The 19604-nt window shown below is 56.4% G+C and carries 20 protein-coding genes and 1 riboswitch; all 20 genes read right to left on the bottom strand.

Features of this window, described 5'->3' with window-relative positions; genetic code table 11:
• Positions 1–120: 120 nt before the first annotated feature.
• Positions 121–1560: an ATP-binding protein gene (locus tag ABD76_RS14600; protein WP_197257979.1), complete on the bottom strand. Its 1440-nt coding sequence runs from the start codon at positions 1558–1560 to the stop codon at positions 121–123.
• Position 1561: 1 nt separating this feature from the next.
• The gene (locus ABD76_RS14595; RefSeq protein WP_197257978.1) at positions 1562–2278 is read right to left on the bottom strand and encodes a response regulator transcription factor; all 717 of its coding nucleotides are present in this window, start codon (positions 2276–2278) and stop codon (positions 1562–1564) included.
• A 79-nt stretch (positions 2279–2357) separates the two neighbouring features.
• Positions 2358–3611 carry a cytochrome c biogenesis protein CcsA gene (ccsA, locus tag ABD76_RS14590; RefSeq protein ID WP_197257977.1) on the bottom strand — a complete coding sequence of 418 codons (1254 nt, stop codon included), beginning with the start codon at positions 3609–3611 and terminating at the stop codon, positions 2358–2360.
• A complete protein-coding gene (gene resB / locus ABD76_RS14585; RefSeq protein WP_197257975.1) occupies positions 3608–5272 on the bottom strand; it encodes a cytochrome c biogenesis ResB family protein in 1665 nt (554 codons plus the stop codon). Before resB ends, ccsA begins: the two co-directional genes overlap by 4 nt.
• A 23-nt stretch (positions 5273–5295) precedes the next feature.
• Positions 5296–5817, bottom strand: coding sequence for a redoxin domain-containing protein (locus tag ABD76_RS14580; protein ID WP_242069578.1), 522 nt, complete (start codon positions 5815–5817; stop codon positions 5296–5298).
• A gap of 254 nt (positions 5818–6071) precedes the next feature.
• A complete protein-coding gene (locus ABD76_RS14575) occupies positions 6072–6815 on the bottom strand; it encodes a pseudouridine synthase (protein ID WP_197257973.1) in 744 nt (247 codons plus the stop codon).
• 515 nt (positions 6816–7330) lie between these two features.
• Positions 7331–7864 (bottom strand): spore maturation protein, encoded by a 534-nt coding sequence (locus ABD76_RS14570; protein WP_168178073.1) that lies wholly within the window; start codon positions 7862–7864, stop codon positions 7331–7333.
• A gap of 79 nt (positions 7865–7943) precedes the next feature.
• The gene (locus tag ABD76_RS14565; RefSeq protein ID WP_197257972.1) at positions 7944–8588 is read right to left on the bottom strand and encodes a nucleoside recognition domain-containing protein; all 645 of its coding nucleotides are present in this window, start codon (positions 8586–8588) and stop codon (positions 7944–7946) included.
• A gap of 44 nt (positions 8589–8632) precedes the next feature.
• On the bottom strand, positions 8633–9868 hold the full coding sequence (locus ABD76_RS14560; RefSeq protein ID WP_197257971.1) for a D-alanyl-D-alanine carboxypeptidase family protein: 1236 nt from the start codon (positions 9866–9868) through the stop codon (positions 8633–8635).
• A 233-nt stretch (positions 9869–10101) separates the two neighbouring features.
• A complete protein-coding gene (gene ytfJ / locus ABD76_RS14555) occupies positions 10102–10542 on the bottom strand; it encodes a GerW family sporulation protein (protein ID WP_197257969.1) in 441 nt (146 codons plus the stop codon).
• A gap of 135 nt (positions 10543–10677) precedes the next feature.
• Positions 10678–11577 (bottom strand): DUF2953 domain-containing protein, encoded by a 900-nt coding sequence (locus ABD76_RS14550; RefSeq protein ID WP_242069577.1) that lies wholly within the window; start codon positions 11575–11577, stop codon positions 10678–10680.
• Positions 11578–11625: 48 nt separating this feature from the next.
• On the bottom strand, positions 11626–12327 hold the full coding sequence (locus ABD76_RS14545; protein WP_197257967.1) for a metal-dependent hydrolase: 702 nt from the start codon (positions 12325–12327) through the stop codon (positions 11626–11628).
• Positions 12328–12945, bottom strand: a complete 618-nt coding sequence (gene scpB, locus ABD76_RS14540) for an SMC-Scp complex subunit ScpB (protein ID WP_197257965.1) — start codon at positions 12943–12945, stop codon at positions 12328–12330.
• On the bottom strand, positions 12914–13708 hold the full coding sequence (locus ABD76_RS14535) for a segregation/condensation protein A (protein ID WP_197257963.1): 795 nt from the start codon (positions 13706–13708) through the stop codon (positions 12914–12916). The genes scpB and ABD76_RS14535 overlap by 32 nt, the downstream gene beginning before the upstream one ends.
• Positions 13709–13789: 81 nt before the next feature.
• Positions 13790–14257 carry a 6,7-dimethyl-8-ribityllumazine synthase gene (gene ribH, locus ABD76_RS14530; RefSeq protein WP_197257961.1) on the bottom strand — a complete coding sequence of 156 codons (468 nt, stop codon included), beginning with the start codon at positions 14255–14257 and terminating at the stop codon, positions 13790–13792.
• 62 nt (positions 14258–14319) lie between these two features.
• A complete protein-coding gene (locus ABD76_RS14525) occupies positions 14320–15561 on the bottom strand; it encodes a bifunctional 3,4-dihydroxy-2-butanone-4-phosphate synthase/GTP cyclohydrolase II (RefSeq protein WP_197257959.1) in 1242 nt (413 codons plus the stop codon).
• Between the two features lie 23 nt (positions 15562–15584).
• A complete protein-coding gene (gene ribE / locus ABD76_RS14520) occupies positions 15585–16244 on the bottom strand; it encodes a riboflavin synthase (RefSeq protein ID WP_197257957.1) in 660 nt (219 codons plus the stop codon).
• Positions 16225–17394 carry a bifunctional diaminohydroxyphosphoribosylaminopyrimidine deaminase/5-amino-6-(5-phosphoribosylamino)uracil reductase RibD gene (gene ribD / locus ABD76_RS14515; RefSeq protein ID WP_197257955.1) on the bottom strand — a complete coding sequence of 390 codons (1170 nt, stop codon included), beginning with the start codon at positions 17392–17394 and terminating at the stop codon, positions 16225–16227. Before ribD ends, ribE begins: the two co-directional genes overlap by 20 nt.
• A 270-nt stretch (positions 17395–17664) precedes the next feature.
• Positions 17665–17829: riboswitch (FMN riboswitch) on the bottom strand.
• Between the two features lie 80 nt (positions 17830–17909).
• Positions 17910–18401 (bottom strand): VanZ family protein, encoded by a 492-nt coding sequence (locus ABD76_RS14510; RefSeq protein WP_197257953.1) that lies wholly within the window; start codon positions 18399–18401, stop codon positions 17910–17912.
• A gap of 40 nt (positions 18402–18441) precedes the next feature.
• Positions 18442–19251 carry a transglycosylase SLT domain-containing protein gene (locus ABD76_RS14505; RefSeq protein ID WP_197257951.1) on the bottom strand — a complete coding sequence of 270 codons (810 nt, stop codon included), beginning with the start codon at positions 19249–19251 and terminating at the stop codon, positions 18442–18444.
• Between the last annotated feature and the right edge of the window lie 353 nt (positions 19252–19604).

The raw sequence follows: 19604 nt of genomic DNA, 5'->3' as shown, positions 1-19604 counted from the left end.
TGTTCCACGGGCAACAAGATTTTGGTAAAAAATCCGTCTTGCTCTGACATCATTAGCGAATCGCCGCACGACACAAAACTCCCTTCTCCGCCAAGCGGAAAAGGGAGTTTTCTCGTTTCGTCATCCGTTCTCTTTTTGTGACACCGGGATCGGGAGTTGAATGGTGAATGTCGTCCCCTCTCCCTGGACGCTGTGAACCTGGATAGAGCCCTTGTGGGCCTCCACAATATTTTTGACGATGGCCAGACCCAATCCGGTCCCGCCGGTCGCTTCCCGCTTGCGGGCCTTGTCGGCCTTGTAGAAGCGGTCGAAAATATAGGGGAGATCCTCAGACGGTATGCCCTGGCCGTGGTCCTGAACGACGATGCTCAGCGTCTCGCCGCCATCGGCGGAAGGGCCGCGGCTCGTGCCGATGCATATTTCCTCCCCGGCCGACGAATGCCGCATGGCATTGTCCAGCAGATTGGTCAGCACCTGCTCCAGCCGATCCTCGTCGGCGGCGGGCAGCACCGGATCATGCGCTTCGAGCTTCAGCACGATCGGAATCTGCTGCTCCTTCGCGAGCACCGTATATTTGCGGTATACGCGGTGAATCAGTTCATCCACGTCGGTCTCGTTCCAATGCATCTGCATATGGCCCGATTCCATCTTCGCCAGATCAAGCAGATCTTTGACGAGACGCCCCATACGGAGCGATTCGTCATGGATGACCTGGACCAGTTCCTGCCGTTCCTCGGGAGAGGCGGCGATATCGTCCATCAGCGCTTCGCTGTACCCTTGCAGCATCGAGAGCGGAGTGCGAATCTCATGGGACACATTGGCGACGAAGTCCGTCCGCAGCTTCTCCAGCTTGACTTCCTCCGTAATATCCCGCAGCACGGCGACCGCCCCGCGGACGCGGCTGTCGGCATGGAGCGGGCCCATCACGACCGACCACACTTCCTTCTGGACGTGAACCCGCGCCGTCACTTCCTTCCCTTCCTTCACGACCGTGTCGAAATATGGCTTCAACGGATCGGGAACCGCCGAAGATTCGGCTCCCTCCTCTTGAATGTTCCATTCCATCTGATTCCAGGTGTTCAGAATCGCTTCGCCCTGCGGATTCGTCAGCAGCATTTGACCGGCCGCGTCGAACGTAATCACCGCGTCGGTCATGCTCCGCAGCACGCTGGCAAGGTGCTCCTTCTCATGCTGCAAATCCTGAATCGTCAGCTTCAGCTCCTCCGCCATATGGTTGAACGTGCGGGACAGCTCGCCGATCTCGTCGGAGGAGCGTATCGTCACCTTCGTGGAATAATCTCCTTGCCGTATCGTGTCGGCGGCCTCCTTCAGCTTGCGGAGCGGCTGCGTAATCTTCGTGAACAGGAACAGCGCAAAGAATGTCGTCAGCGAGAATCCGGTAATGGCGGTATAGACGAACAATTGCTTAATGTCATTCGGATGCGCGAAGTTGCTGTCAATGTAAGGCAGCAGGTATACGCCCAAGGTCGCCATGACGAAGGCGACAAGGCCGATGATGGTCATCCATAGCTTTCCGACAATGCTTCGCCAAAATTTCACGTTATTTAGGCACCTCTAACTTGTAACCGACGCCCCATACGGTCGTAATCATGGCCGCCGCCTCCGGCGACACCTTGTTCAGCTTTTCGCGCAGACGCTTCACATGGGTATCCACAGTCCGCAGATCTCCGAAAAATTCGTAGTTCCATACATCCTTCAACAACTCTTCGCGCGAGAACACTTTGTCCGGAGATATCGCCAAATAGTGAAGCAGCTCATACTCCTTCGGCGTCAGACTCACTTCCTGGCCTCCGGCCGTGACGCGGTGGGCATCATGCTCGATAACCAAATGCGGGAATACGATATTGTTGCTCGTCTTCGGATCGTTGGTCAAGAACGCCGTCGCCGACGACCGGCGAAGCACCGCCTTGACCCGGTAGATCACTTCGCGCGGACTGAACGGCTTGACGACATAGTCGTCCGCCCCCACCTCGAACCCTTGCACCCGGTTCATTTCTTCGCCTTTCGCGGTAAGCATAATAATCGGCGTCGCCTTGACCTGCCGCAGCCGCGTGCACACTTCGATGCCGTCCATCCCCGGCAGCATCACGTCGAGCAGGATCAAATCATAATCCTCGCTTACCGCTTTGCGGAGCGCGATTTCTCCATCTTCCGCCTCATCAATCGCGTATCCCTCTTTTTCCAGATACATTTTGAGCAGGCGGCGAATGCGTTCTTCATCATCTACCACCAGTATGCGATTCACATGTTCAGACATATACGACTCCCCTTCCAATGGTTATACGCGTAACTGGACAGAACATGGTCCTGTCCAGTCGCATGCGCAGCTGCCCGGATTATACTCCGGCATAGGAATGCAGCCCGGAGATAATGAGATTGACTCCGACCAAAGTAAACATAACGATCAAAAAGCCAATGACGGCCAGCCAGGACGATTTCGTCCCGATCCAGCTTCGCGACAGGCGCAAATGCAGGTAGGCGCTGTAAAACAGCCACGTAATGAGCGCCCAGACCTCCTTCGGATCCCATGCCCAGAAGCGGGACCAGGCAATCTGTGCCCAGATCATCGCGAAGATCAGGCCGCCCAGCGTAAACACCGGGAAGCCCAGCGCGATGGACCGGTAGCTGATCTCATCGGCCAGCTCCGGATCGACGCCGCGTACAAGCGGTTGAATCGACTTCGCGATCGGCTTGCGGATAATCAAGCGGATAAGACCATACAGCACCAGTCCGGTAAGCAGCGACCAGATGACGGTGTTCAGCTTCCGCCCCGCCTGGACGCCCTTCATCCAGCTTGGCGCTTCCATCAGCGGAAGCGATAAGCCGATGAAGCTCGGCACCATCTCCAAGGAAGCCGAATCGCTGTTGTACGGAGCGACCAGAGGCGGCATTTGATACGTAACCTTTTCGAGCCTCGTCTCGATTTGACCGTTCTTGACGCTCTCCACTTTCTGGTCGATGATGACCTCATATCCGGCTCCGCGGAAAATAAACACGATCGAAATGAAGCCTACGACGATTACGATGCTGGCCATCGTGAACTCGAGCCATCGCTGCGGCCGGCGCGGCGCCCCGGCATCCCAACGGATCGATCTCAGCAGATGAAGCAGGCCGGCCAGAAACCCGACCGCGAAGAACGCGTAACCGAGCGCGACCATCGTAACATGGATATAGAGCCAGATCGAGTCCAACTGCGGGATGAGCGGCTGAACTTCGCTCGGAAATACAGAGGCATAGCCCATAATGATAACGGCCAGCGGCACTCCGAACACCCCGAGCACCGTCGAACGGTATATCAGATAGACCACGACGAAAGCGGCAATAATCATCATTGCCAGGAAGGACATAAATTCGTACATATTGCTGACCGGAATATGCCCCGCGCCAATCCAGCGCGTGAAGAAGTAGGCGGCCTGCGCCAAAAAGCCGATAATCGTCACGGCGAACGCAATCTTTCCCCATTTCCGTTCCCGGCGTCCGGAATCCTGGGATTTGCCGCCCCCGAGGGCAAACACGAACAGAATGAACGCGATACAGAACAAGAAAAACGCGACTAAATAGGCGTCCTGGCTAAATTGCAGCAAATTCAAGCCTTATTCCCCCCACGATCTATCATTTTGGAATCCACCTGCACATCGGCGGCCGCCAATGCACGCGCCACTTCATTGCGCAAGCCGAACCAGTTTTTGTTCGTATGCGCTCCCAAAGCCAGATTTTGTCCGTCCAGCCGCAGCCATACGCGGCGGTGCTGCCAGTAGAAGCCCATGACAAGGCCGATCATGCTGATGGCGGCCCCGATCCAGATGAAGGGCATCGCCGTGTCCTTGCGAACCGTCAGGTAGCTCGTGGATTCGGACATCGTCACATCATCCATCGAGGGCACGCGCAGCTCGAACCGCTCCGCCATCTTGCCGTTGATGACATCCTGCTGGAAGCGGACCTTGTCTTTTTGCAGCGGGAAATAGAGATAGGGCTCTCCTTCCTCCGATAAGCCAGGTCCCTTAATCAGGAAAATAAAAGCGGGTGCATTCGGCTCCTGCGACAGATTCGTCGGCTCGCCTTTGCTGTTCAAGCCAAAGTCCATGAATTTGCTCGTTAATTCCAGCGTATACGGGCCTACCTTATACTCGCGTTCCGTCCGGTTCACTTTCAGCTCGAATTGCCCGTATATTTCGCCCGTAGCCGGATTCCGCAGCTCAGGCTTGACCGCCACGAGCTTCGGCGTCAGATCGAAATCGAATTGATACGCCGAGATGCCGTCGTATTCCAACGGCTCGTTCACCCGGATATCATGCTGGTGAACCTTCTCCAGCACCGGCTCCGCCACCGGATCGTCGCACTTGTCGACACAGCGGAACAGGGTCGCCTTCGTCTCGAACAGCTTCGCGAATACCCGGCCTTCCTTGACGAATTGCTCCGGCATCTCGTCTTCCGAATAATACTCCACCGTAAAATGATCATTTTGCAAATAGTACGGCGTATTCGGAATCTCCCGCGGCTCTCCCTGCGGAAATCCGGCGTAATACTCCATATGCCATCCCGGAATGCTTCTTGCCAGCACCGCCAGCAGGAAGACGATAAGCCCGATATGGTTGATATAAGGCCCCCAGCGGCTGAAGCGGTTCTTCTCCGCGAGCAGCGCCCCGTCGTCACGGACGATGCGGTAGCCGCGCTTCTTGAGGGCGTCCGACATTTTGTCCAGCCACGCCTCCGGCTCCTCCTTGATGTCGCCCTGATAGACGACGCGCTGCCGCGTAATGAACTGCTCATGCTTGCGAACCTTTTGCTTATGTAAGGCGCGGTACAGCGGAAGGACCCGGTCCAGACTGCATATGACGAGCGAGGCCCCGATCATGACGAGCAGCGTAATGAACCACCATGATTCATACGTATGGGACAAGCCAAGCAAATAATAGATATGCCCGAGCGTGCCATAGGTCTGCTTGTAGTACGTCGCGGCATCGATCGAGATGAAATTGCTTTCCTGCGGATAAATCGTTCCGAGAGAAGCCCCGATCAGCGTAATGATAATGATGATGATCGCGATTTTGACCGAAGAGAAGAAGTTCCAGATGCGGTCAATCCATGAAGGATTCGCTTTTTGCGATTTGCGGGCGACGCCGTCATATCTCATTTCGAGCACCGCGTCGGACCCGGGCTCCTCGTTCTGCGGTTTGCCGCACGCTTCGCACAGCACCGTTCCTACGGCGTTCTGGTGCCCGCATTCACATTTCGTGTTGACAAACGCCACGTCATTGCCCTCCTTCCATCCGGTTAGGTGCCAGTAATCTGCTGAAGATAAGCATTCAGCTGATCACGGGATAATTCTCCGATATGGATGGCGTGGACCTTGCCGTTCGGCTTAATGAAGAACGTGGTCGGCATCGGCCCGATCCCGAACGCCTTAATCGCCTTCTTCTTCTGATCGAGCAGCATCGTGAAACCCACGTTCACTTTTTTCATATAGTTCTCGACGACCAGCGCATCTTCCCCCGCATTGATGCCGACAACCTCGACCCCCCGTTCCTTCCAGTCATCCGCCGTGCTCTGCAAGGCAGGCATTTCCCGCTCGCACGGCTCGCACCAGGATCCCCAGAAATTCAGCACGACCGTCTTGTCCCGGTAATCGCTTAACTGAACCAGATCGCCCTGCACGCTCTGCAAGGTCAGGTTCGGTATCGCATCCCCGGCTTTTGGCGTCTCCGACTTCTTGAAAGCGGAACTGACAGCGAAGCCGCCGAGCAGAAGGATGCCCGCTAAAATAATGATTTGGACTGTCTTATTGCGTTTCCCCATCATCTACGCCCCTTCCAGAGGTTGTTCAAAAATCCGGTGTTGCTCACGAAACGCCGGACTTTTTTGAACACTCGTTTCTATGACATTTTTCACAATTAGGCAGAGGAGTTGCTACAATTTCCGTACACCATCCACGATCATTATAATTCATTGGTTGAGCGCCCCCTCTTCCTTAATATGAAAATTATGTGTCATAGCAACGGGAAACAAACCCCACTCCTGCCGGGTTCGTTCCGACCGATTCGGGAATCGGTTCAGGCCTCCGTGCGGTTCTCCTTGATTGCCATCTTCAATTCGTTGACCTCGGATTTGGTCAGGTGCCGGAATTTGCCCCGTGGAATCCCTTGCAGGAAGATGTTGCCGAATTGAACGCGCTTCAGCTTCACGACGGGATGCCCGATCGCTTCGAACATCCGGCGCACCTGGCGGTTGCGCCCTTCGTAGATCGTAATGCTGATCGTGGCCGATTTGCGCTCCATATCGACATCATGGTATTCCACCTCAGCCGGCTGCGTCATGCCGTCCTCAAGCTGAATGCCCTCTCTCAGCTTTTCCAGCAGATCGCCGTGCGGAATGCCCTTGACGGTCGCATGATACGTCTTCGCCACATGATGGCGCGGATGCATGAGCATGTTCGCCAGATCGCCGTCATTGGTCAGAAGCAGCAGCCCTTCCGTATCGTAATCGAGCCGCCCTACCGGATAGACCCGCGCCCCGATCCCCTTGATAAAATCAAGCACCGTCTTGCGCCCTTCCGGGTCCGACATGCTCGTAATGACCCCTTTCGGCTTGTGGAAGGCGGCATATACTTTGTTGGCATTCGCGGTAATCGGCTTGCCGTTCACGGTAATGATGTCGGTCGCGGGATCCGCCTTGACCCCCAGCGCGGTCACGACCTCTCCGTTCACCTCCACCTTCCCGTCCAGTATCAATTGTTCACATTTGCGGCGCGACGCAACCCCTGCGTTTGCCATTATTTTTTGCAATCGTTCTTCCATCGATGTCTGTCACCTCAAACCTATGATATCCTTTTGTGAACAAGACCACAAGCCGGAGGTTCAAAATATTGTCGAAATCCATGACAAAGGGGGTGTCCCAAAAGTAGCATTCAACTACATTTGAGACAGCCCCTGATTCTCAAAGCTCGACTCGCCGAAAACCTGCAAAAATACACCTTTCCTTTATGAAGTGTACTCCATTACAGGGATTCCTGCAAAACTGCATCAATTTCAGACTATCCAATTAGTTAAAAGAAAAAATCGATAAAAATAATGTACTATTGCAGGAACTTCATCAAAATCCGGCATAAAGAGCAGAAATTGCTGCATCCACGCAGGATATCACTGCTCCATCCATCTTCCAACGTTTTGCGCGCCCCGGTTTTTCCGAACTGTACATTCTCTTTCCGAGCGTTTCTGTTTTTCCCGCATCCACATTCTCTGTTTACTCGTCACCTCAATCATTTTGGCAATGCCTATGAGACACTCCCTTCCCATGATTCGATTCCGTCATCTCACCCGAATACGAGCAGACAGACGATAATGGCGGCCACAAATCCGACCAAATCGGAGAACAGCCCCACCTTGAGCGCATAGCGCCCCTTGCGGATGCCGATCGCTCCGAAATAGACCATCAGCACATACAGCGTCGTATCGGTGCTGCCCTGAATGGTGGAAGCCATTCGTCCGATCATGGAATCGGCGCCGTATGTCTTAATGAGATCGGTCGTGAATGCGAGCGAACCCGCACCGGTTATCGGCCGCAGGAAGGCAAGCGGAAGCACCTCGCTCGGCACCCCGAACCAGCTAAGCAGCGGAGCGAACCAGCCGACAATCCACTCCATGGCCCCGGAGGCCCGGAAGACGCTGATGGCCACCATCATCCCCACGAGTGTCGGAATGATGTTGATCGAGGTCTGGAAGCCGTCCTTCGCTCCTTCCACGAACGATTCATAGACCGGGATGCGCTTGAAATACGCATATAAAGGGATGAAGACGATAATGGCCGGGATGGCCCATGCAGAAATAAGCGACACTACAGCGTACATGAGCAGCCGTCCTTTCCGAACGAGTGATGAGGTCCCTCTTCAGCCAATGGCGCTTGACCGCATGACCGGCTGCCCGGTCTTAGTCGGGCATCGGCGGCACGCCAGGCCCTGCCTGGCCGGTACCGGCCGTCCGGCTCGGCGGACGGGCCGAGGCCCGATTGCGGTACCACCGATCGGCCGCAATCGCGGCGAGCGTCGCCACCATCGTGGCGAGCAGCGTCGTGCCGACGATCTCGGCCGGATTGGCCGAACCGAAATTCATCCGAATCGCGATGAGCGTCGTCGGAATCAGCGTGATGCTGGACGTATTGATCGCGAGCAGGGTGCACATCGCAGGCGTCGCCGTGTCCTTGTCCGGATTCAGCTTCTGCAGCTCCTGCATCGCCCGTATCCCCATCGGCGTCGCCGCGTTCCCCAGGCCAAGAAGATTCGCGCTCATATTGGACATGATGTACCCGAGCGCCGGATGATTGGGCGGCACGTCCGGGAACAAGAAGCGGACGATCGGGCCAAGCGCCTTCGCGACTTTATTCAGCAGGCCGCCGTCTTCCGCGATGCGCATCATTCCCAGCCAGAACACCATCACGCTTATCAGGCCGAAGCTGACCGTGACTCCGGTCTTCGCTCCGTCAAAAACCGCTTCCGTCACCGCTTCAATCCGCCCTTGGGCGGCCGCCGCGATAAATCCGACCAGCAGCATGAACATCCAGATTGCATTGACCATCGTTCTCCCCCCTTATGACTTCCGGCGCTCCCTTCCCGCTCGGATTAGCGCGCATGGAATAACGCGCCCGCCGCGGTCCGCAGCCCGTGGAACCATCTGGCGGCGGCGGAAGCCTCCTTGCCCGTTCCAGCCCCGTCGCCGCCTGCCGCGGCCTCCTCCAACTGGACTGCGATCAGCGGCTTGCCGTCCAGTTCATAGCGAAGCGTCCCGCGGTAGCCTAACCGGTAATCGAGACTTCCCGCCGGAATAAGCCGGACGGACGCCTTCACCCGGCCGCGCTCATCCTCCCCGAGCGGGTAGGCGACCGAGGCCGAAGCTTGCAGATGCTCATAGCCTTGGATCGGGTCTCCCTGGGCGATGAGCGGAACCGCAGGATAGGCCGAAAACCCGTAATCAAGCAAGCGGGAATGATCGAGCCAGTCGTTGCCGTCGTTGAGCGTCACGACCGCAAGCTGCTGGCCGTGTCTCGTCGCCGAGCTGACAAGACAGCGAAGCGCTTTGGACGTATAGCCGGTCTTCACCCCGTCGGCTCCCTCGTATAACTGCAGCATCTTGTTTTTATTGGTCCATTTATAATCCCAATTCGCATACGGATTCGGCACGGTTTTCACCTTCGTGCGCACGATCTCCTGAAAGGTCGGATTGTGGAGCGCGTACGCCGACAGCCGGGCCAGATCGTTCGCCGTCGTATAGTGCCCGTCGGCATCCAGCCCATGCGGGTTGCGGAACTGCGTCTTTTCCAAGCCAAGCATCTCCGCTTTCTTGTTCATCATGTATACGAATCCTTCCTCAGACCCGCCGACATGCTCCGCGATCGCGACCGCGGCATCATTGCCGGAGCGCAGCATCAGCCCATAGAGCAGATGATGGAGGCTCATTTCTTCGCCTCTGCGCAGGTACAAGGAGGAACCTTCCTTGGCGAATGCCCGCTTGCTCGTCTTCACGACATCGCTCAGCTTGCCGGCTTCAATCGCCACGATGGCGGTCATAATCTTCGTGGTGCTGGCCATTGGAAGCGGCTCCTCGCCGTTCAGGCTGTACAGAATCCGGCCGCTGGCGACGTCGATCAGCGCCGCCGCCTTGGCATGGATGGCCGGGGGCTTTAACCGTTCGGCAAGGCGTTCGGGAGCGTGTTCGGGTTCCGCCTGCGCCACCGTGCCGGAGCTATCGGAAAAGCCCGCGCTTCCGTTGCTTGCCCCGCTGAACGGGCTGAGGACAAGAAGCACGGAGCTAATAAGCAGCAGCTTTTTGGTGAATCCCGCATTGGTGAATCGGATCATAGGGTCCTCCTTTTGGTGATGCCAGTCCAATTGTTACCATGTGTATGCTTGTCTTCTCCCAGGTATGCGGAAGGAAACGAGAAATAACGGAAGCAGACGAGAAAACATGCGAAAGAAGACGCCGTCGCCCCTGCACGACAAACAGCGCCAAGCCCGCTCTCCTTCACACATCGCTAAGCGATGGGGAAGGCAGGTGAACTTGACGCTTCTGCATGGAAGAGCGCATCGCGATATCACGCCTCTTCTTCATTCAGCCCGTCGTGCCGGTCGCGGGTGAACATCGCTTCGATTCGGTCAAGCACGCTCGGGGTGACGTCGATAATCCGTTCGAGCAGATGAGTCTGATTATCGAGCGATACGACATTGATGCCTTGCTGGCCAACGACAAGGAATGCTATCGGGGTCAAACAGACGCCGCCGCCGCTTCCGCCGCCAAACGGCAGTGCATGAGACGCCTTCCGATCCTCATGCCCGTTCCCGGACCCGGCTCGACGCGGATCAATCCGGAAGTCGCTCCCTCCCGCAGCGAAGCCGAAAGCGACGCGGCTGATCGGAAGAATAACGCTGCCGTCCGGGGTCTGAACCGGATCGCCTACGATCGCGTTCACATCGACCATAGCTTTTATGTTCTCGAACGCAGCTTGCATCAATCCTGCGACAGGATGTTCTGCCATTGCCTTAAGTCCTCCTCCGCATATATAAAATAGTGCCGTTCCAATGCGAAAATCGGTTTTACCACACCTATCCCCACATGAGGTATTCCCTGCACGTGCATAGCTTGCGCACAAATAATGCGTAGTATGTATAGCCTACCCCTGCACCTTCCGTGCGTTGGCTTCCGCCATCGTCCGCCGCCACATGCCGATGCCGCCCTCGGCACGCACAATCCGGAAGGCAAGCCGGATCACCGAGCGAACGATATGGCCGAATCGGATCTCCGCAATACCGACGATGCGGGTGGAGAAGTAAGGATAATGGAATTGAGGGGTAATTTCCAGTATCGGATAATCCTGAAAGCGAAGCGAATAGCTTAGCTTCCCGACTAGCCATGACTTGAGGGACCAGGTCGTTCCCGTGGCGATCGCGGTTCCGGCCGGATCGCCGATCCCGATTTCCGTCTCCCAAATGAACAGGCTGCACTTCATATGGTCCATCGTCTCCTCGACCCATTCGACGATGCCTTTTGTATGCCTGGCCAGGCGCTTGATCCGATTGGCGTTCCTGGACACCGCCTCCCGGTTTACCTTCCGCCTCGATTTATCCTGGCTGGCACCGCCGAAGTTCTCCTTCTTCTTCTGCTTCAGATTGAAGCCTTCTTCCATATTAATGAAGCGGATAGAGCGCCATTCATACCGCCAGCGTATCCATCCGTAGAAGGCCCGGATAATAAGGGATACCCGCTCATGCTTCTCCACCTTGTGAATGACCAGCTTGCATTCGACGGTCGAGAAAAGAATCAGGAAGAGCAGCATGGCGATAACCGCTGCGACGCCTGCCATAATCCACATCCCCATAGTCTGCCTCCGATCGGAATAATTTCCTGAACTATCCGTATTATGGCCTTTTATCCAATCAGACATGCAGCGAAGTACCATCGCGGCATTGACGAGGGGGACAGCCGAGCACGGCAAAGCCCGCCGCAGATCGATTGGCGTCGTCCGCTGGCGGGCTTGTGCATGGCCGCTGATTTCCATTTTTATCCATGTCATTATTCCATCTGCTGCTCTACGGACTTTTTCCCGCTATGCCAGCGCAGGTCAGCCCAGTTCCAATTCATCGGTGTCAAGCGATTCTCCCGGCGCCAGTTCGACGCCCTGAATCCCGATCACCTTCAGTTGGGACACGAAGGCCGCGCCGTCCTGTTCAATCGGCGGGAACGTATTGTAATGAATCGGGATGACGACCTTCGCCTTAATCCACTGCGCGGCCAGGAGCGCGTCCTCCGGATCCATCGTGAAGAAGCTGCCGATAGGCAAAAAGGCGATATCCGGCTTATACCGCTCTCCAACCAGCTTCATATCGCTGAACAGGGCGGTATCTCCCGCGTGATACACGGTCAATCCATCCATCTGAAGCACGATTCCCGCCGGGTTGCCCAAATATTGGGCCTGACCGTTCACCGTAACCGAAGAGCTGTGGAGCGCATTGACCCATTTGATCGAGCCGAAGTCGAACGTGCCTCCCCCGCCCAGATTCATGCCGATGGCCCGCGCTCCCTGCTGCTCCATATAGTCGGCCAGTTCCACGATGGCCAGTATGGTGGCGTCATTCCGCTTCGCAATATCTGCCGCGTCGGCGATATGATCGCCATGGCCGTGGGTAAGCAGCACATAATCCGCCTGAATTTGATCCGCCGTGGTCTTGGCCGCCGGATTGCCCGTCAAGAATGGATCGATGATAAGCCGATGCTTCCCGGTATCGATTTCGATGCAGGCATGCCCATGAAACTGAATTCGCATTTAACGATCTCCTCCTTCATCATTCACATCTTCAATCGTCAGTTGCCGTCCTTCTAATTTCTCGAACAACAGCTGCGTCTCTTCCTCCAAGCCTTCACTTTGTTCGAAGGCCGAGGCATCCGGCAGTTCGGACAAGCTGGCGAGCCCGAAATAATCAAGAAACGCGCGGGTCGTGCCGTACAGTATCGGCCTTCCGATCGCTTCGGCCCGGCCCGTTTCTTCGATGAGGTCCTTGTTCACGAGCGTCTGAATGGCCCGATCGGACTTGACCCCGCGAATCTCTTCAATCTCCACGCGAGTGATCGGCTGGCGGTAGGCCACGATGGCCAGCGTCTCGAGCGCTGCCTGGGACAAAGACGAGCGGGAAGGCGAATAGGCCATCCGTTCAAAATAAGGCGCATGATCCGGCAAGGTCGCCAATTGATACATGCCCGCGATGGCCACGATCTGGATCCCCCGCTTCGACCGCTCCATGTCCGCCTGCAAATCTTGGAGCGCCTCCATGACGATTTCCTGCCTCTGATCCGTAATTTCTGCGATTTGCTTACTATTTAAACCTTCATCTCCCGCCATAAACAGGAGTCCCTCAATAATCGACTTCAACGTCTGAAAGTCCATCGTCTTCCACATCCCCTTGCCACTGAATCACGATTTCATCGAATACCCGATCTTGAAAACATCGAATCTGCTTCATTTTCATTAATTCCAGCACCGCTAGGAACGTGACAACGACCTCGTGGCGGGTCAATTGCTCGCTCAGCAGCTTGGAGAACATCAGCTTGCCTCCTCTTCCCACCGGCCGCAGCACCGTGACGATATCGCGAATCCGATCCTTCACCGAAATCTCGTCGCGGTGAATCGTGGCGACCATCGTGCGGCGGGATGCTTTGCGCAGCGCCTTCTGAAAAGCCGCAATCAAATCCGACACATGGAGTCCTTCCACCGGATTCGACGGCTTCGATGGCATGAACGGAGTCAGATCCTCCGGCTCCTTCGTGAACAGCAGGCTTCGTTCCGATTCCTTTCCCCGTAAATGCTCGGCGATTCCTTTATATTTCCGGTATTCTACCAGCTTGCGGATCAGCTCCGCTCGCGGATCCAGTTCCTCTTCTTCGTAGTCCATCAGGTCGTCGTCCCATTCCATGACAGGCGGCTTCGGCAAGAGCTGCTGGGACTTCATCGCTAACAAGGTCGCTGCCATAACGAGAAATTCGCTCGTAATATCCAATTCCAATTCCTTCATGCTATGTAAATAATCCATATATTGATCGGTGATCTCGCTGATCGAGATATCCTGAATGGCAATTTCCGCTTGATCGATAAGGTGAAGCAGCAGATCAAGCGGCCCTTCGAACAGCTCCAGCTTGTAAGTGACGGACACGAACGTTCCTCCCGTAAAAAACAAATGTAGCGCCCGATATAAAGGGTGTACCTCTATAAAGGGCACTACATTAAATAAGCACTATTTCAGCTGATTCGTCAAGTTGGCCATCTCAATTGCCGTTGCGGCCGCTTCCCAGCCCTTGTTCCCGGCCTTCGTGCCCGCGCGCTCGATTGCCTGCTCGATCGAGTCCGTCGTCAGCACGCCGAACACGGTCGGCACGCCTGTTTTCATATTGACTTGAGCGACCCCTTTGGCCGTCTCGCTGCACACATAATCGAAATGGGGCGTTGATCCGCGAATGACGGCGCCCAACGTGATCACCGCGTCATACTTGCCGCTTTCCGCCATTTTCTGGGCGATAAGCGGAATCTCGAATGCGCCGGGAACCCAGGCGATGGAGATCTCCTCATCCTTCACGCCGTGGCGCTTCAAGGCGTCCAGCGCGCCGGACACCAGCTTGGAGACGATGAATTCATTGAAGCGTCCGGCAACGATGCCATATTTTAATCCTTCCGATACTAAATGACCCTCAAATACATGTGGCATAGGTAAAACCTCCCGATGGAATATAGTTTGCTCAGCGAACGGCTAGTTGCCAGTCTTGTGATTCAGGATTCGATTCGTTCGTTCTGCTCGATATCGTCGAATACGAGCATATGACCGAGCTTCGCCGCCTTCGTATGCAGATAACGGGTATTGTCTTCGTTTTCCTGCATCTGAATCGGCACCCGCTCGACAATTTCCAGGCCGTAGCCCTCCAGTCCTTTGATTTTGCGGGGATTGTTCGTCATCAGCCGGATCTGGCGGACCCCGAGATCCTTCAAAATCTGCGCGCCGATGCCGTAATCCCGCAGATCCGCCGGAAAACCGAGCTTCAGGTTCGCGTCGACCGTATCCAGCCCCTGCTCCTGAAGCTTGTACGCCTTCAGCTTGTTAATGAGGCCGATTCCCCGGCCTTCCTGCCGCATATACAGGAGCACGCCGTTCCCTTCCCGCTCAATGGCGCGCAAGGCGGCCGCGAACTGAGGCCCGCAGTCGCAGCGGTGCGAATGGAAGACATCTCCGGTCAAGCATTCGGAATGGACCCGGACCAGCACCGGCTTCGCGCTGTCGATCTCGCCCTTCACCAAGGCGACATGCTCCTTGTTATCGACCTCGTTCGTGTAGGCGATCGCCCGGAACACGCCGAAGTCGGTCGGCATGTTGACTTCGACTTCTCGCCGGACCAGATTCTCCTTCTCGTTCCGATAATGAATCAGATCTTTGATGCAGATGAGCTTCAAGCCGTGCTTCTGCTTAATCTCGATCAGATCGGGCAGCCGCGCCATCGTTCCGTCTTCCTTGATGACTTCGCAGATGACCCCCGCCGGAGACGCCCCGCACAGGCGGGCGAGGTCGACGGCCGCTTCGGTGTGGCCTGCGCGGCGCAGCACGCCGCCCCGCTTCGCGATCAGCGGGAAGATGTGGCCCGGACGGCGGAAGTCCGCCGCTTGCGCCTTCGGATCAAGCATCTTCCGAATCGTCAGCGAGCGCTCATGCGCCGAGATGCCCGTCGACGTCTCGACGTGGTCGATCGACACCGTGAACGCCGTCCCGTGATTGTCGGTGTTATGCGTAACCATCGGCGGCAGATCCAGTTCTTCTGCCCGCTCGGGCGTAATCGGCACGCAGACGAGCCCGCGGCCCTCGGTAATCATGAAGTTGATCGCATCCGGCGTCGCCTTGTCGGCCAACGCCAGGAAGTCGCCTTCGTTCTCGCGATCCTCGTCATCGACGACGATGATCACTTTGCCTTCCATTAAATCTCGGATGGCATCCTCTATCGTATCGAACTGAAATTGTTCACTCATCGCTCTTCCCCCTTTGCATGATGTCACATAAAGCCGTGTTCCGCCAAAAAGGCGCTGTCGATGCGGGAGCTTCCGCTCGTGGCGGAGCGGCTGCCGAAGGCCAGCAAGTGATCGACATATTTGGCCAGCACGTCGCATTCAATATTGACCGTATCTCCCGGCTGTTTGCCCTGGAGCGCCGTCTCGGCAAGCGTATGCGGAATGATCGATACAGCGAACATCCCCTCCTCCGCCCGGATCAGGGTGAGGCTAATGCCATCCACGGTTACCGATCCGCGCGGAATCATATACTTGGCCATGCCCGGATCCTCGGCAAGGAACTCGAACACGACCGCATTCGCCTGCGCCGTCCGGCGCATAATGCGAGCCAGCCCGTCGACATGACCCTGGACGATATGTCCGCCGAAGCGGCCGTCCGCCGCCATCGCCCGTTCCAGATTGACCGGAGCGCCAGGCTGCAAATCTTTCAGGTTCGTATGCCGGAACGTCTCGGGCATAACATCCGCCATGAAGGAACCGGAGTCGCGGGAGACTGCAGTCAGGCATACTCCGTTCACGGCAATGCTGTCGCCGATCTTCATTCCTTCCAGCACTTTCGCGGCCCGGATATGCAGCACCATCGCTTCTCCGCGCTTCGTCACGGCCTGCAGCCGGCCGACTTCTTCAACGAGTCCCGTGAACATCGTCGCTTCCTCCCTTCTCATCCAGCGTTCCGGCAATCCGTTCAAATACGGTGCCGAACGGATAGCCGCTGATGCAAATATTATCTCCCAGCGTTTCCACTCGCGTATGCCGGAGCCGGTAAGCGTCGTTCATCCGGCTTACGCCGTCGAAGGCGAAGTTGGCCGGGGCCGCCGTGCCTCCGACAATCGTCGGCGCATAGAACAGCACGACCCGATCCACCCAGCGCCCTTCCAGCATCGCCCCGTTCAGGCGGCCGCCGCCCTCCAGGAGGATAGATCCGATTTCCTGGCTTCCGCACCATTCCATCATGCGCCCCAGATCGACCTGCGGCCCGTCGCCCGCGGCGATAACCTGCACGCCGCGCGCCTCCAGCGCTTCCCGCTTCCCGGCATCCGCCCGGGAAGTCGTGAAAACGATCGTCGGCGCGGAGCGGTCGGCGATGACCTTCGCCTCCAGCGGCAGCCGCAGCCGTGAATCGACGATAAGCCTTGTCGGATGAAGGCCCGGCACGGCCAGCCGTGTCGTCAGGGACGGATTATCGGCCAGCACCGTGCCGATTCCGGCCATTATCGCCTGATGGCGGTGGCGCATCGCATGCACCCGTTCCCGGGCCTGCTCGTTGGAAATCCACCGGCTGTCGCCCGTATGCGTCGCGATGCGTCCATCCAGCGTGCTTGCCGTCTTGAGCGTGACATATGGCAAGCCGGTCGTGATGTACTTGGCGAACATCTCGATGAGCGCCTCGGCCGCGGGCTGGAGCACGCCCGCCGCCACTTCGACGCCATGCTCGCGCAGCAGCTTGGCTCCCCGGCCGCTGACCGCCGGGTTCGGATCGAGGCAGCCGATGACGACGCGCTTGATTCCGGCTTCCAAGAGCCGGAGGCTGCAGGGCGGCGTCTTGCCGTAATGGCTGCATGGTTCGAGCGTCACATAGGCGGTAGCGCCGCGGGCGGCTTCGCCGGCCATCTGGAGCGCATGCACCTCCGCATGGCCTTCGCCGCGCCGCAGGTGGGCGCCCAGGCCGACGACCCGGCCTTCGCGGACAATGACGCAGCCGACAGCCGGATTGATGTCGGTCTGTCCCATGGCCCGTTCCGCCATATCAAGCGCCAGCTGCATGTAGAACTCATCATTGATTACCGGATGCACCAGAACGTCCCTCCTTCTTTTTACAGCTTGCCCCATCGCAGCAAAAAACCCTTCGGAATCCTCCGAAGGGCTAGGTTGTTGAGCTTACAGGTATGTACTCTTTTTCATCATAGGCACAGTCAAATAAACAGTCCGGAATCGTTGGCGAAAAAAGAGACGGAACGCAACCGCCTTCCCGCGTACGACAAATAAACCGGCTGAATATCGGCAACTGAAAAAAACTATGTGAAAAAAAGAACTAAAAAGAGTTAAAAAGAAAACTCTTCTCCTGACGCCCTTCTCCCATCCAGACTATACTGTCGGCTCTGGAGTTGCACCAGATCCACCGTGCGAACGAAATTCGCCCGGGTCACGGACTAAGGAACCGATAGCCGTCAACAGCGTTATCGTTCCATCACCGCCGGTCGGGAATTGCACCCTGCCCTGAAGGTTCAGCAGATATCCTATTGAGTAATCGACAAAGCGATTACGTAACGGATCTTATCACTTCAAGCGGAAAAAGGCAAGGCTATACCTCACCTTCTCCGCCGGGCCGCAATGACGATTGCATAGGCGGCCAATACGAGCGCCACTCCGATAGAGTCGACCGCAACGTCGGCGAGATGTCCTGTTCGCCCGGGCACGAAGGTCTGGTGCCACTCATCGGAGCAGGCGTATAAGACGGCAATCCCTCCGCTCCACGCCGCTGCCACGCCCTTTGAACGGACGCGGGCTGACAGCGTCAAGATAAGCAGCAGCGTCAGCAAGGCGAACTCGGCGACATGCCCGCATTTGCGAATAAAAAATTCGACAAAATGGTAGGGTTCCCGCCATGACACAAGGCTTCCGTCATAGAGAAATTCCCAACGCGGAAGATAGCCAAGCAGCCGATCTTCCGGGATGAAAGAGCCGAGCGCCGGCTTCATATCCTGAACCGAATACGGTTCGGCCGATTTCATGAATATAAATGCCATCCAGGCGACGGTTAATATGAACCATAGGAGGCCTAATCGGCGTTTCTTGCGCATAGATTCGCGTCCCCCTTTCTCCAGAGAGCGTACAGCCTGCTCAATTCGCCTGTCTCGTGCGCTGAATTCTCATCGTATGAGCCGGCTTCTGCAGCTTCGGGGAAGCCATCTTCGCCCCCGGCTTCTTGCGGGCCGTCTTGACGGCTTGCGCGGCCTCTGCCGCTTCGCGCTTATACAGGGCCTTCGCTTTCAGCACTCTTTTCGTATAGGCGCTGTCAAGCGTGCCTTTGTTCTGAATCCAGCGCTTGGAGCCGTATCTGCCACGATTATAAGCGAGCAGCATCGCTTTTTCCAGTTCATCGCCCTTGTACTTGTCCTTCCAATAAGCTCGGCATTCGAGCAGTTCGGCCAAGCCGAGCAAAATATTGTCTTTCGGCTCGAACATATCGAGATTCGAACGCCCGATCGCTTTGGACAGCCGCGATACGTTGACGGAATTCATTTGCACAAGCCCGTAATCCTTGGTCCCGTTCGGATTGCTGTGCACCAGGTCTGTATCGAAGTTGCTTTCGACTTTGATCAAGGCCAAAAAGGTCATATAATCAATATTCTTTTTGCGCGTTTCCTTCCAGATCAAATCAAGCACCTCATCCGGCAGCTTAATTGACGGAATGTGCGGGCGAACGGGCGCTTCGCTCTTCGCCGCCGATTGGATGCGAACCTCTCTTTCTTTTCCGCTGCTCTTATGCAAATCTGCTTGCCGGGCCTGACGTTCCATTTCCAGCTCGAAGACGAGCGGCACCCGATCCAAATATTCCTGATACGTCGCCGTCTCTCTGTTCAATCCGTCCAGGCTGCAGGATGTGAGAACGATTGCCGCGCCTACGACGGTTATGACACCTTTCCTCATGTTCATCTCCTCTTAATGACCCTACCCCGACACCGCCGGTAGCGATAACCGGTTGCGTTTCTCTCTATCTCTACTTATTCAATCATGGTCAGCTTGAAACAAATCATGGTATTTCCGATTCTCATAGGGGCGAGGTGAGATATACGGGAGAGCGGAAATGATAGAAGCGATGTACTCCGGATGCAATGGATGGGATGGATAAAAGAGGCGTTCATAATGCGGTATCAGTGCAAAATAATCGTCGCTTGCCCGGGATCGAACGATTCCGGGAGCTGATTACCTGTTCGCTTCAACCTGATTTGTTATCAATAGCTTCGGGTCTGTTCTGATTTGGCATAGGCCGCCTGCTTGCG

The organism is Paenibacillus dendritiformis, from assembly GCF_015845845.1.
GTDB classification, from domain to species: domain Bacteria; phylum Bacillota; class Bacilli; order Paenibacillales; family Paenibacillaceae; genus Paenibacillus_B; species Paenibacillus_B dendritiformis_C.
Note: the sequence above shows the minus strand (reverse complement) of the source record. Positions and strands in the feature narration are given on the sequence as shown.